This is a genomic window from Methylocella tundrae (genome assembly GCF_038024855.1).
GTDB lineage: Bacteria > Pseudomonadota > Alphaproteobacteria > Rhizobiales > Beijerinckiaceae > Methylocapsa > Methylocapsa tundrae.
This window is the reverse complement of sequence record NZ_CP139088.1, coordinates 174,814-188,539: the sequence shown is the minus strand read 5'-3', so window position 1 is coordinate 188,539 and position 13,726 is coordinate 174,814. Positions and strand designations below refer to the sequence as shown.

12 protein-coding genes are annotated in these 13,726 nt (G+C 59.5%); 11 read left to right on the top strand and 1 reads right to left on the bottom strand.

The features are described 5' to 3' along the window. Positions 1 to 70 precede the first annotated feature (70 nt). From SIN04_RS01835 to SIN04_RS01790, 10 genes are all read left to right on the top strand, one after another. Positions 71 to 1,159 carry an FAD-binding oxidoreductase gene (locus tag SIN04_RS01835; RefSeq protein WP_134492910.1) on the top strand — a complete coding sequence of 363 codons (1,089 nt, stop codon included), beginning with the start codon at positions 71 to 73 and terminating at the stop codon, positions 1,157 to 1,159. Beyond that, complete coding sequence (locus SIN04_RS01830) at positions 1,156 to 2,229, top strand: toluene hydroxylase (protein ID WP_134492908.1); 1,074 nt, start codon at positions 1,156 to 1,158, stop codon at positions 2,227 to 2,229. Before SIN04_RS01835 ends, SIN04_RS01830 begins: the two co-directional genes overlap by 4 nt. Before the next feature lie 112 nt (positions 2,230 to 2,341). Then, positions 2,342 to 2,662 (top strand): MmoB/DmpM family protein, encoded by a 321-nt coding sequence (locus tag SIN04_RS01825; RefSeq protein WP_134493197.1) that lies wholly within the window; start codon positions 2,342 to 2,344, stop codon positions 2,660 to 2,662. A 175-nt stretch (positions 2,663 to 2,837) separates the two neighbouring features. Then, positions 2,838 to 4,481: a molecular chaperone GroEL gene (locus SIN04_RS01820; RefSeq protein ID WP_322847385.1), complete on the top strand. Its 1,644-nt coding sequence runs from the start codon at positions 2,838 to 2,840 to the stop codon at positions 4,479 to 4,481. A 240-nt stretch (positions 4,482 to 4,721) separates the two neighbouring features. Then, the gene (locus SIN04_RS01815; RefSeq protein WP_134492906.1) at positions 4,722 to 6,803 is read left to right on the top strand and encodes a sigma-54-dependent Fis family transcriptional regulator; all 2,082 of its coding nucleotides are present in this window, start codon (positions 4,722 to 4,724) and stop codon (positions 6,801 to 6,803) included. 113 nt (positions 6,804 to 6,916) lie between these two features. After that, complete coding sequence (locus tag SIN04_RS01810; protein ID WP_134492904.1) at positions 6,917 to 7,270, top strand: ribbon-helix-helix domain-containing protein; 354 nt, start codon at positions 6,917 to 6,919, stop codon at positions 7,268 to 7,270. Positions 7,271 to 7,498: 228 nt separating this feature from the next. Beyond that, complete coding sequence (locus SIN04_RS01805; RefSeq protein ID WP_134492902.1) at positions 7,499 to 7,906, top strand: c-type cytochrome; 408 nt, start codon at positions 7,499 to 7,501, stop codon at positions 7,904 to 7,906. A gap of 9 nt (positions 7,907 to 7,915) precedes the next feature. After that, positions 7,916 to 8,311 (top strand): VOC family protein, encoded by a 396-nt coding sequence (locus tag SIN04_RS01800; RefSeq protein ID WP_134492900.1) that lies wholly within the window; start codon positions 7,916 to 7,918, stop codon positions 8,309 to 8,311. An 85-nt stretch (positions 8,312 to 8,396) separates the two neighbouring features. Next, positions 8,397 to 8,921, top strand: a complete 525-nt coding sequence (locus tag SIN04_RS01795) for a gluconate 2-dehydrogenase subunit 3 family protein (RefSeq protein ID WP_166796057.1) — start codon at positions 8,397 to 8,399, stop codon at positions 8,919 to 8,921. Positions 8,922 to 8,948: 27 nt separating this feature from the next. After that, the gene (locus SIN04_RS01790) at positions 8,949 to 10,517 is read left to right on the top strand and encodes a GMC family oxidoreductase (RefSeq protein ID WP_134492896.1); all 1,569 of its coding nucleotides are present in this window, start codon (positions 8,949 to 8,951) and stop codon (positions 10,515 to 10,517) included. A 188-nt stretch (positions 10,518 to 10,705) separates the two neighbouring features. On the opposite strand, the gene SIN04_RS01785 is transcribed toward SIN04_RS01790, so the two are convergent. Next, entirely contained in the window at positions 10,706 to 11,170 is a 465-nt protein-coding gene (locus SIN04_RS01785) for an Lrp/AsnC family transcriptional regulator (protein WP_134492894.1), read from the bottom strand. Between the two features lie 127 nt (positions 11,171 to 11,297). On the opposite strand from SIN04_RS01785, the gene SIN04_RS01780 reads away from it, so the two are divergent. Next, positions 11,298 to 13,691, top strand: coding sequence for a transketolase (locus tag SIN04_RS01780; RefSeq protein ID WP_134492891.1), 2,394 nt, complete (start codon positions 11,298 to 11,300; stop codon positions 13,689 to 13,691). The last annotated feature ends 35 nt before the right edge of the window (positions 13,692 to 13,726 follow it).

Below are 13,726 nucleotides of genomic sequence, written 5' to 3'. Positions count from 1 at the left end.
CGCAGGCAAAAAAAGCAGATGATGGATAGATCCAGCTGGCGAGACGCCAAACGGTTGGAAGGAGGCTATTTTGGTAAGCAAGCCCGATACGAGCAAGCCGCTGCACACGGTGCGGCTGCAGCCGACCGGCACTGAATTCGGGGTATACGAAGGCGAGACCGTCTTGAACGCCGGCTTCCGGCAAGGCGTAGCGCTGATCCATGGTTGCAAAGAAGGTCAGTGCTCAGCGTGCAAGGCCGTGTTGCTGGATGGCGACGCCGAAATGCTGAAATACTCGACATTCGCGCTGCCCGAATCAGAACGCGACTCCAATCACGTTCTACTGTGCCGCACAATTCCCTTCAGCGACCTCGAAATCGAACTTCTTATGTTCGATGAGGAACTCCTGTCGCACTCGGTGGCCGTCAGCGAGTTCAGCGGCAAGGTCGAGACTGTTGAAGCGCTGACGCAAGATATTCGTCGACTTGTTCTTTCCCTCGACAGGCCGATGACTTTCTTCGCCGGCCAATATGCAGACATTACCCTGCCCGATCGCTCAACGACGCGGTCGTATTCGATGGGCAATCCGCCGAGCGACCCATCCCGGCTCGAATTCATCATCAAAAAATATTCGGGCGGCCGTTTTTCGTCACGTCTTGACGGCGATCTGGCGAAAGGCGCCAAAGTCGCAGTCAGCGGCCCTTACGGCACATGCTTCCGTCGCGAGCACCGCGACGATGCGCCCCTGGTTCTGATCGGCGGCGGATCCGGGCTCGCCCCGCTTCTGGCAATCCTCGAAGACCAAATAGCGGAGGCGCCGCAACGGCAGATCCGGCTCTACTATGGCGCACGCACGCAGGCGGACCTGTTTTGGCTCGACCGCTTTCAATCGCTCGAAGCAGAACTGCCCGACTTCCGTTTCATCCCGGCTCTGTCCGCCGCGGCGGATGACAAGCAATGGGAGGGCGAGCGAGGCTTCATCCACGAAGTGGTGCAGCGTGGGCTCAGGGCCGAATCGATTGGGGACGGCGCGGACGCCTACGCCTGCGGGCCGCCTCCATTGATCGACGCAGTGCTTCCAGTTCTACAAATGGCGGGGGTCGAACCGGAGCGCATTTATTTCGACAAATTTACCCCTGCAACCAACAACGAAAAAGTTGAGGAGGAAACAGCGCTATGAACATTAAAGTCGATGTCGAAGAGTCCATTTCCGGCGCCGCGGGTGCGAAAACCTTTCCCGGATCGGACAGCCGCCATTACAACTACTTTCAGCCGAAGGGCCGTAAAGCGACGCATTACGAGGACGTCACAGTCGACGTCCAGCCTGATCCCGAGCGCTACCTCGCCCAGAACTGGATCATCGCCTTCGCCAACGGCGATCCGACCTACAGCAAGGATTGGACGAAAGTCAAAAGTTCGGACTGGCATGTGTTCCGCGCGCCCGATCAGGAGTGGGAGCGCACCCATTATCAGCGCCAGTCGACCATCATCGGCATGGTGCTCAACGTTGTTCAGAACGGCAGGCGCTCAGGCGCGCCGCAACGCTTCGACAAGCAATGGGTCAAAATTCTGCAAGATCATCTCGGCGCCTATAAGCACCTCGAATACGGGCTTGGCATTTCGCTGATGCACGCCCAGCGTTTGGGCTACACGCAGATGGTCAATAATGCGCTGCTGACGAACTGTTCATACAAGATCCGCTTCGCTCAGGACATCACCCTTTATCTCGGCGATCTCAACCTTGACCTGCCCGACCTCGATCTTGCCGCCGGCAAAAAGCATTGGCTCGAAGACGAGCTCTGGCAAGAGACCCGCGCCACCATTGAAGGGGTGATGGGAACGAACGATTATATTGAGCAATATTTTGCCACCAATGTCTGCGTCGAGCCGCTCCTTGGAGAACTCTTCCGCAGCGGATTCATCATGCAGGTCGCCGCCGCCCAAAACGATTTCATGACGCCGTCGGTGATTTCGTCAGGCGAGGCCGACTATGAGCGCAACCTCGCCAACACGGTCGAACTGCTGACGATGTTGGCCTCCGATGTGAAATATGGGGCCGAAAACCGCAAGCTTTTCGAGAAATGGCTTCACCAGCATGGCGGACAGGCGCTCGCCGCGGCGCGGCAATTGCAGCCGATCTGGTCGCTGCCCGTCAACAAGCGGGCGCGGTTCGATGATGTTCTAGAAGCGCAGCTTGCGCGGATAGATTCCATCACAAACGCCATTGGCGTCGAAAAACTCCCACGGTGAGTTTTCTTGAATTGACAACGGCGCGGCGCGCAGCCGCGCCAACATGCCTGTTTACGCGAATTGAAGGGACCCCACCGTGAGCACAGATCACACCGCAAATATATTCAAGCCAATGGATCAGATCACATTCGATGAAACAATCTCGCATCAATGCGGCGTCACCATGAACGACAGTGTCGAAGCGCGGGCCATCGCCGAAGTGATGGAGGCAAAGCCGGGCATCAAGGTCACCTATATGCCGGCGATGATCCGCATTGACGGCGAAGGCAAAATCACTTTCGACATGAAGGAGCTGACCGAGGCCCTGGGTCGCGAGATGACCCCCCACCTATTCGAAATCTCGACTTCAACCCACTATGGCCGCATGGTTATGATTGATGATGACACGGTCGTGCTTTTCGGCAACATGGACGACGCCATGGCGTATGAATAAGCGCGGCGCTGGCTAAAGACTGGATAAGGGCAACGGTCGCTTCCGGCGGCCGTTGTTTGCGTCTCACAAACTTGGCCGCCAACCCCTAACGCGACGCCGGCGGCTTATCCGGCGTGGAAAGCAACAAGCAAGAAGATCGAAACGATCTCAGTTGAAATGGTTTTGGGAGGATATAATGGCAAAGCTGATGTTGCACGGATCGGAAGCGCGCGCGGCGCTGGCGCGAGGGGTCGAAAAGCTTGCGACCGCGGTCGGCGGAACTCTCGGGCCGCGCGGCCTGAACGCCATCATTGCGCGACCGCAGGGCACGCCCATCGTCTCGCGCGACGGCGTCAGCATTGCGGAGGAAATCGAGCTCGAATGCCGCTTCGAAAACCTTGGCGCGCAGATCGTCCGGGAAGTCTCCAAGCAGACCGCTGACGTAGCCGGCGACGGGACGACCACGGCGACCGTGCTGGCAAACGCTCTTATTCAGCAGGGCGTCGCGATTCTGTCTCAAGGCGGCGCCGCCGCGGCGGATCTTATCGAGGGATTGGACGACGCCGAAGAGGCAATGGTCGAGGCGCTCGCAACACGCGCGCGGCCTCTCGCCGGACCGCACCAGCTGCGATCCGTCGCGACAATTGCAGGGACCGATAAAGCGCTCGGCGATATCGTGGCCAAGGCGCTGGAAGCGGTCGGGCCGGACGGCATTATCACGCTCGATCAAGGCTCCGCGGTCGAGGATGTGATCGAAGTCATCGAAGGATTTTCATTCGATCGCGGCTATGTCTCGCATCACATGATCACTGACGTTCCGACGATGCGGGCGGTGCTTGACGACGCCTATATTCTCTTGACCGATCAGAAGATTCTTCGGTTTGAGCAGATCCAGCATCTCGTCGAAGCGATCGAGGCGAAGGACGCGAGCCTGCTCATTATCGCCGAAGAGGTCGATCCAAAGGCCCTTATCGGCCTGCTGGCGAGCCGCTCCAGAGGACGTGGGCGTTTCGTCGTCGTCAACCCGCCGGACTTTGGTCATTGGCGCAGGCAGATGATGGAGGATATCGGCGTCCTGACCGGAGGCGAAGTCATCTTCGGCGATCTCGGCTATGCTCTGGAGCGTACGAGCCTCGAAAATCTGGGGCGCGCCGAATGCGTTGTCGTGTCGCAATTCGAGACAATGATTTTGCGAGGACGCGGCTCGCCCGAAGCGGTCGAGGCCCGGCGCGCGCAGATCCGTCAGCAGATCGACCTGGCGCCGCAAAACATCGAACGCGACAAGCTCGATGAACGCATGTCCAAAATGACCTCCGGAACCGTGCGGATCCTCGCCGGGGGCGTGACGCCAGCGGAGCGCCGGCGACGTCTGCAGCTTCTTGACGACGCTTTGTGCTCAGGGCGGGCGGCGCTCCTCGATGGAGTGGTCGCAGGAGGCGGAACGACGCTGCTCGAACTGGCCGCCACGATAAGGCCAAAAGGCAATGGCGCGGCCAATGAAGGCGCCGCCATAGGCGTCGCTCTTTTCCGTTCCGCGATGCAGCGGCCCCTCGCTCAAATCGCCGAAAACGCGGGACGCGATCCCGAGGCCACCATCGCCGCGGTGGCGAAGGCGCCCGGCGGCGTCGGTTTCGACGCGAGGACCGGGCAATTGGCCGACATGTTCGAAGCTGGCGTCATCGATCCGGTCCGCGTGACAATCGCCTCCGTCCGTAATGCGGTGTCCTCCGCCAAACTCATTTTGGGAACCAATACGCTGATCGTTGATCGCGGCGACTACGTCGATCCGACCACCGGTCCAGCGCGCGGCGGTGGTGGAGAACTGCTCGGCCGCGCCTGAGAATTGAACGCCGCGAAAGGGAGCGCTTCCGGTTTGAAGCGCTTTCTTCGGTTCGCTTTTTTGGCAGTCTTGCAATGTCGAGCTTAAGCGTGTGAATAGCGAGCTGGTGGTTTGAATTAGCGATTGTCTCGAGAGAGGGGAAGGAATAAGTTGCTCTTTTAACGCTCTCCGCAGAGAGAGCGAACGGCAATAAATTGCCTGATAAGGGATGGGAATTGGCTCCGGGGGACATTCGAGGCGATGCATCTCGACCAGTTGAATGAATGGGCGGGGACGCCCGAGCAATCGACGGGATTTGGTCCCGGCGAAGAACGCACCATCATGAAAGCCTGGGAAGATTATCTGGCTGGCACATCGCGTCAGCTCAAGGTGCGTAACGTCGTGGCGCAATCCTGGGAGCGATGCGCAGCGATAGGCATCGATCACAAGCTTCCCGGCTCCAAGACAATTATCGAGCAACGCGAGTTCGAGCAGAGGCTGCAGCGCAATCGTCTGCTCCTACAGGCCGCGGCAAAAGTGTTGTCGGAAGCGCAACAACTGCTGATCGGCAGCGGATCCATGCTGCTTCTCACCGATGTTGACGGAGTCGTGCTCGACGCGGTCGGCGATCCCGGCACGCTGGAGGCCGGCCAGGACATCAACCTCGTCGTCGGGGCGGATTGGAGCGAGGCCAACGCGGGAACAAATGGAATCGGCACGACGCTGGCGTCGCGCGCTCCGGTTTTGATTCACGGGCCGGAGCACTTCTGCGCCCTGACGAAAAATTGGACCTGCGTTGGCGCGCCAGTCCGCAACCCGCTTGACGGGGCCCTGCTCGGCCTCGTCGATATGTCCGGCGCGAAGAGCACCTTCCAGCAGCATAACCTTGCGTTCGCGGTCATGGTGGCGCGCGGAATTGAAGCCGCGCTGTCGCTGCAACTCGAGGTTGAGCGCAGAATGCTGTTGGAATACAGCTCCGGGATCGGCAGGGGCTGGTCAGACGGCGTCATTGTCGTCGACCGCGGCGGTCAGGTCGTGCTGGCTAACGAACATGCCCCCCGCCTGATGGCGATGCGGGCCAAGGCGCGCGAGTTTGCGGACGGATCTTTCCATTCGGATCAACCGCTTCTAACGCTGAACAAGGACGGTAGAAGCTTCGATCTCGCCGCCGCCGCGCGCTATGGCATCAATCCGGGCAATCTTCTGCCGGTCCATCACGATGGCGCCTTGATCGGCGCGGTCGTCATCGCCGCCGCGGCGCAGCGGCCGCCGGCTCCTGCGGTCATACGCTCCAAAGCCTTTGAGCCAATCGTCACCAATTGCGCCATTATGCTGGACGCCATTCACCGCGCAAGCCGGCTCGCCATCTATCAGGCCCCGGTTCTCATCGAAGGCGAAACAGGCGTTGGCAAAGAGCTGTTCGCGCGGGCAATCCATGACGCAAGCCCCTGCGCCGATGGACCGTTCATCCCATTCAACTGCGGCGCCATTTCACGCGATCTGATCGCAACAGAACTTTTCGGCTATGTGAAGGGCGCGTTCACGGGCGCTGCCTCGAATGGCAACATCGGCCGCTTCGAGCGGGCCAATAATGGCACGCTCTGCCTCGATGAGATCGGCGAACTGCCGCTGGATCTCCAGCCGTTTCTCCTGCGCGTTCTGGAGGAAGGCGCGGTTTGCAGAGTGGGCGACGCGACGCCGCGCCCGATCAAGGTCCGGCTCATCGCGATGACCAATCGCGATCTTCGCGAAGAAGTCGAAAAAGGGCGATTCCGTCGCGATCTTTTGTATCGACTCAACGTTTCGACGCTCAAGGTTCCTCCTTTGCGCAAACGCGATGGCGACGCGGTCTTGCTGGCGCAACATTTCCTCAACCATCTTTCAAAGAAGCATGATCTCGGCCTGCGCTGTTTCGCCCCGGACGTGCTCCGTCTTTTCAAGACCTATCCGTGGCCCGGCAATATTCGCGAACTTCGCAATGTAGTGGAGAGCGCGCTCCTGCTGTGCGACACGCCGGTTATCGGCCGCGGGTGGCTCCCTGAAGAGATTGTGGACTACCGTCTGCCGGAAGAACGTTCGGATCTGTCCGCTTCTTGTAGACTGCCTCGCCTCCGCGCTGACTCATGTTCACTGGACGAAGAATTGCCGCGAGCAAGTGATCTGCGTAGCCTCGGCAAGCAGCACATAGAGAACGTGTTGCATCGCTTTCAGGGAAACATCAGCCTGACCGCAGCGGCCCTTGGAATAGCGCGCACGACGCTCTACCGCCGCCTGAAAGCCTATGGGCTCGATATGCCGCGCGATAGCGGTTCAGCGCCGGACGCCGATCGCGTTGCGGAGTAATTCGACGGCCGCGTGGACCGGGCCAGCGTCGCAAGCTTGTTGCCCCCACCGTCTTGCGACGTTTGCGTTGCCGTCGCACTCGACCAAGACGGTAGGCTGATAAGGAGGATTGAATGTGCAAGATCTTCTGCGAATTGGACGCAACATCTTATCAGTGTCAGACCCGCTCGATCCGGCTCGGCGGTCATGTGACGTCGATCCGGCTCGAAGCGCTGTTTTGGCAGATCCTGGAGACGATCGCGGCATCGGAAGGCATGACGCTCGGTCGTTTTCTGACCAGGCTGCATGATGAGATTCTGGAATTTCACGGCGAAATCGGAAACTTTACAGCCTTGTTGCGCTGCGCCTGCATTCGTTATGCGGTCGAGATCGGCAGTCAGGCAAGTCTGCCGGCTCTGATCAATGCGGCGCCAGGTAGTTTCGCCAATCTTCGCCTCGACCTGAGCAAAGCCGCCTTTCTCGACTGATAGCCGCCTCGCGCCAATCTGATGGCCTAGCCGGGTGGCCGATCGCCTCGACCAACGGGCGCCGATCTCCCAATCATGCGTTGCCCGCCACCTACAGGGCGCTTTTTCACAATCGGGCGAAATTCGCAAAGGTAGTAATCAATTACTACCCTATCCCTGCTTGCAAAATATAGCTTCAACACGCCAGTCGAAAAGGTGGCGGCGGGCCGCGCATGGAAGGCAGCATTGATGAGAGATTTGTCGAAGGTCTTCGGACCCCGCCGCTGCGCCGTTGCTGTGTGCGCCAGTCTGTTGACGCTCTATGCCGTTTCCGCCCGCGCCGAGGACGCCGCCGCGGGCAAACAACAATTCCTGACGAGTTGCGGGGTCTGTCATTCGAGCGATCCAGCCGCCGGCGCGCGCCAGGGACCCAATCTCTTCGGCGTCTACGGACGCAAGGTTGGCAGCATTGCGGGTTTCAAATATTCGAATGCGCTGCAATCCGGCGATTGGGTCTGGAGCGAGGCGACGCTCGATCCCTGGATAACGAACTCTCAGGAAGCCCATCCAGGCACGTTCATGAATTACCGGCAGACAAATCCGGAGAAACGGAAGCTCGTCATCGAATATTTGAAATCTCTATCAGCTCCAAAATGAGAACGTCGCATGACCAAAGCCATTCATATGATGATTCGGGTATTGGAGGAAAAGCGGTCGGTCGACTTCTACAGCGCGGCATTCGGCCTTGAAGTCGCCGATCGCTTTCCGTTCGACGATTTCACCCTGGTCTATTTGCGGAGCCCCGACGCCGACTTCGAGATCGAGCTCACGATCAATCATGACCGAAAGCAGCCCTACGCGCTCGGCGACGCCTATGGGCATGTCGCCTTTGTCGTCAATGATCTCGACAAGGAGCACACCCGGTTCGAGGCGAAGGGACTGAAGCCTAATCCGGTCAAGGAGTTTTTTCGCGGCGGCAGTCTGATGGCGCGCTTTTTCTTCGTTCAGGATCCCGATGGCTACAAGATCGAGGTTCTTCAAAAGCATGGCCGCTATCGTTAGAAGGCGCCTCTGCATACCAAACAATAAAAGCAAATTGATACAAAATTGGAGGAACGCCATGAAGGCGGGCGAGACAAACAGTTCTATGCCAGAGACAATCGACCGGCGGCGATTTCTTGCGGGGTCGGCGACGATTTCCGCGGCGATCGTCGTTTCAGGCTCCGCGCTCATTCACGCCGGCGAGGCCTGGGGACTCGAAGTCAACAGCCTGAAGCCGGGAACCATGCTGACTCTTGTCAAGATCGCTCGCGATATCTACCCGCATGACCGGCTGACCGACAAATATTACGCCATCGCGGTCAAAGGCTATGACAAAAAGTCAGCGGATAATCCCGCCGTCAAGGCCATGATCGAAGATAGCGTAACGCTTATCGACGGCATCGCCAAGGCGCGGCACGGCGTCACCTATGCTGAGATCGGTTGGGAGGAGCCGCGCGTTGCGATCCTCAAGGAAATCGAAGCAGGTCCGTTCTTTCTCATGATTCGCTCCGGCCTCGTCGTCGGACTTTATAACCAGAAAGAGATCTGGCCGTTGTTTGGATATGAGGGCGAAAGCGCGTCGGAAGGCGGCTATCTGCACCGCGGTTTCAACGATCTGACCTGGCTCTGACTAGCCATAAGAATATGAGGACGCATCATGGCTAAATTTGATCTCAACGACGATTCGGTCGTCGTGATCGTCGGCTCCGGCGCAGGCGGCGGAACGCTCGGCGCGGAGCTGGCGCTGAAAGGCGTGAAAACCGTTATTCTCGAAGCTGGACAACGCTTCGAGATCGAGGATTTCATCAACGATGAATGGGCTTCCTTCACGCAGCTCTCCTGGTCGGACATGCGCACAACGTCCGGCTCCTGGCGCATCCATCGCGATTTTCCCAATTTGCCCGCCTGGATCGTCAAGGCCGTTGGAGGCACCACGGTGCATTGGGCTGGAGCCTCGCTTCGCATTCAGGATTACGAGTTTCAGACCCGCAGCCATTACGGGCAGATCGAGGGAGCGCATCTGCTTGATTGGCCGCTCACCTTGAAAGAGCTCGAGCCCTATTACGAAAAGGCCGAGAACAAGATGGGCGTCACCCGCACCAACGGGATCCCTGGCCTTCCCGGCAATAATAATTTCAAAGTCCTCGAAGCCGGCGCGAAAAAACTTGGCTACAAGGAGGTGCACACCGGCCGCATGGCGATCAACTCCGAGCCGCGTGACGGACGCGGCAGCTGCCAACAGATCGGTTTCTGCTTTCAAGGCTGCAAGTCCGGCGCTAAATGGTCGACGCTGTATACAGAGATCCCGAAAGGGGAGGAAACCGGGAACCTAGAGGTGCGGCCCGACAGTCAGGCTGTCCGAATCGAACATGACGCATCCGGCAAAGTCACCGGCGTCGTTTATGCAAACAGCGCCGGAACGCTGCAACGGCAGAAGGCGCGGGTTGTCTGCGTCGCCGGCAATTCGATCGAAAGCCCGAGGCTGCTGCTTAATTCCGCCTCGTCTCTGTTTCCGAACGGCCTCGCCAATTCGTCAGGTCAGGTCGGCCGCAATTACATGCGTCATACGACAGGCGCCGTCTTCGCCATATTCGACGAGCCTGTTCACATGTATCGCGGCACGACGATGGCGGGCATCGTCCGCGACGAGGCGGCGCACAAGCCAGAACGCGGCTTTTCCGGCGGCTACGAATTCGAAACAATCTCTGTCGGCCTGCCCTTCATGGCGGCCTTTCTTGATCCGGGGGCCTGGGGACGCGAGTTCACCTCTGCGCTTGATTCCTACCAGAACATGGCGGGTCTCTGGATCGTCGGGGAAGACATGCCGCAGGAGACCAATCGGATCACTCTGGACCCTGTTGCGAAAGACAAGTTCGGCCTTCCGGTCGCCAATGTGCATTATGATGATCACGCCAATGACGTCGCCATGCGCAACCATGCCTATCAGCGCGCAACGGCGCTTTATGAGGCTGTCGGCGCCACCCGCGTGTTCCCCCAGACCCCATATCCGTCGACGCATAATCTCGGCACAAACCGCATGTCCGAGAAGCCGCGCGATGGTGTTGTGAACAAGCATGGCCAGACGCATGACATCAAGAACCTGTTCGTATCGGACGGCTCTCAGTTCACGACAGGCGCCTGCGAAAATCCAACGCTGACCATCGTCGCCCTGGCGATCCGCCAGGCAGATCATATCGCCAAAGAGATGAGCGCAAATACGATCTGACAATCCGCGAGACCGTCGATACGTTGCGCCCACGGGCCCGCATCGCCTGACTTTGGCGCGCGCCGGATGTTGCAGGATAGGCGGCGCGCCTTGAGCAGAATGCGTTCAAACGGAAACGCATTCTGCTCTTTAGGCCTCTTACAGCATGACGCCGTCCCAGAAAGTCTTCAACTTTTCGGCGTCATACTTTAGCGCAACGGAAGCACTTCGGACCGCTTGACCTGACCGAGCGCGAAACTCGTTTCGATCGAGGCGACGCCATCGAGACGTGTCAGCTTGTCTTTGAGGAAACGCTCGTAGGCTTCAAGATCGCGTACTACGATGCGCAGCAGATAATCACGTTGGCCGGTCATCAGGTAGCAATCGGCGACCTCCGGCCAGCGCGCGACGGCATGCGCGAAACGATCGAGATCTGCTTCGCGCTGACGTTCGAGCTTTATCGACGCGAAGGCGCTGATCGGCAACCCGACCTTCGACTGATCGATGATCGCCGTATATCCCTTGATGATGCCGCTGTCTTCCAGCGTCCGAACGCGTCGCGCGCAAGGCGACGGCGAAAGGCCGACGCGGGCGGCAAGCTCATGCGTCGTGATCCGGCCGTCGTTTTGAACGGCGGCGATAATCTTCCGATCGATTTCATCAATATCCCGCATGAGCCGATGCTCGCGATTTTCCAGCCCACATTAGCTGATTCAGCCAAAACTGATTGGCTTGCCGGCGCAATTTAGCTCCAATCGCCAGCGCTGGCCACCTAAACTAGGGCTTCAAAGGAGCTAGCGCATGACCGATCTCCGTCTACCTGTTCTCGCAGAGATTGAATGTAAAGTCTTGTGGCTCGCAACGTGGATGATTCACAACGCGAACCATCTGCGCGCAAATGTGGATGGCCTGAAGGTCGGCGGCCATCAGGCCTCTTCGGCGTCAATGGCGACGATCATGACGGCGCTCTATTTTGCGGTGTTGAAGCCCGAAGACCGGGTCGCCGTGAAGCCGCACGCCAGCCCGATTTTCCACGCGATCCAATACCTGTTCGGACATCAGACTCGAGAGAAACTTGAGAATTTCCGCGGCTACAAAGGCGCCCAATCCTATCCTTCCCGCACCAAAGATATTGATGACGTCGATTTTTCGACCGGATCTGTCGGTCTCGGCGTCGCCCAAACGCTCTTTGCGTCGCTTGCGCAGGATTATGTAAGGGCCAAGGGCTGGGGGACCGATCTGCCGGAAGGACGCATGATCGCCCTGATCGGCGACGCCGAAATGGACGAAGGCAACATCTTTGAAGCGCTCCTTGAAGGCTGGAAGCAGGGCCTCAGAAACACATGGTGGATTGTTGATTATAACCGCCAGAGCCTCGACGCCGTGGTGCGCGAGGGGCTTTGGGCGCGTTTCGAATCGATGTTCCAAAACTTCGGCTGGGATGTCGTCATCCTCAAGTACGGGACGCTACAACAGCAGGCCTTCGCAGAGCCCGGCGGCGAAGTATTGCGTGATTGGATAGACCGCTGTCCGAACCAGCTGTATTCAGCGCTGACTTTCCAGGGACCCGGCGCGTGGCGAAAGCGTCTCCTTGATGATCTTGGCGATCAAGGCGCGGCCTCACGCCTCATCGAACGGCGCAGCGACGACGAACTCCTCCGGCTGATGAGCAATCTCGGCGGCCATGATCTGCCCTCGCTGCTCAAGGCCTTTGAGGATGCCCGGACACATGACCGTCCGGTCTGCTTCATCGCTTACACGATCAAAGGCTTCAGTCTGCCGCTTGCCGGCCACAAGGACAACCACGCGGGCTTGATGACCCCCGCGCAGATCGAAACGCTACGTCAGGCGATGAACATCCGCGAGGGTCACGAATGGGATCTCCTCGAGGGGCTCGACCGGTCGCCGGAGGAAATCGAAGCGTTCGTGGCGAACGCGCCCTTTGTTCAGCGGGGGCGGCGGCGCTTCGAGGCGCCGGCGATCAACGTTCCCGACATCGCCGCCCCGGCGCAGACAGCGATGTCAACGCAGCAGGGCTTCGGCGTTCTGATGCATGAAATCGCCAAGGCCGATACGGAGCTGGCGAAGCGCATCGTCACGACCTCGCCGGACGTCACGGTCTCGACGAACCTCGGCGCCTGGGTTAACCGACGCGGGCTATTTGCTCGCGAGGAGATCGCCGACACATTCAAGGCCCAACGTATTCCCTCGACATTCCATTGGACCTTCTCTCCCGCCGGACAACACGTCGAACTCGGCATTGCCGAGATGAACCTGTTTTCCATGCTTTCCGCGCTCGGGCTGTCGCACACGCTCTTTGGCGAGCGTGTCCTGCCCATCGGCACGCTCTACGATCCGTTCATCGAGCGCGGGCTCGACGCCTTGAATTATGCCTGCTACCAGGACGCCCGCTTTATCCTCGTCGCGACGCCTTCCGGCGTGACGCTGGCGCCAGAAGGCGGCGCCCATCAGTCAATCGCAACGCCACTCATCGGCATGGCGCAGGACGGCCTCGCCAGCTTCGAGCCCGCCTTCGTCGACGAGCTGGCGACCATCATGCGCTGGTCGTTCGACTATATTCAGCGCTCCGGCGAAGGAGAGCCGGACCAAACGAGCTGGCTGCGGGACGAGCGAGGCGGCGCGGTCTATCTGCGCCTCTCAACCCGTTCGCTCGAGCAGCCTCAAAGAATTCTCACCCCCGCCCTCTCGCGCGACATTATCGACGGCGCCTATTGGATGCGCAGGCCCGGCCCGAATGCGCAGATCGTCGTCGCCTACACGGGCGCCCTCGCCCCGGAGGCTATCGCCGCCATCGGCCTGATGGCGGAAGACCGGCGGGACGTTGGCCTCCTCGCCGTCACCTCGGCCGATCGGCTCAACGCCGGCTGGACGGCGGCAAGCCGCGCGCGCGAGCATGGCGTCGCCACGGCGCGAAGCCACATAGAGCGCCTGCTCACTGAGGTTCCATCCCATTGCGGCCTTGTCACGGTCCTCGACGGCCACCCCGCGACGCTCGCGTGGCTTGGTTCCGTCCTCGGCCATCGCACCCGATCACTGGGCGTCGAGCACTTCGGCCAGACCGGAACGCTGGCCGACCTCTACCGCCATTTTGGCATTGATGCGAAGGCCATTGTCATGGCGGCGCAAACCATCGCGCCCGGGCGGCCGATAAGGCATGCGCGGATGGCCTCATAGATCAGCCGTCACGCCGACACAAAACCATTCTCAAA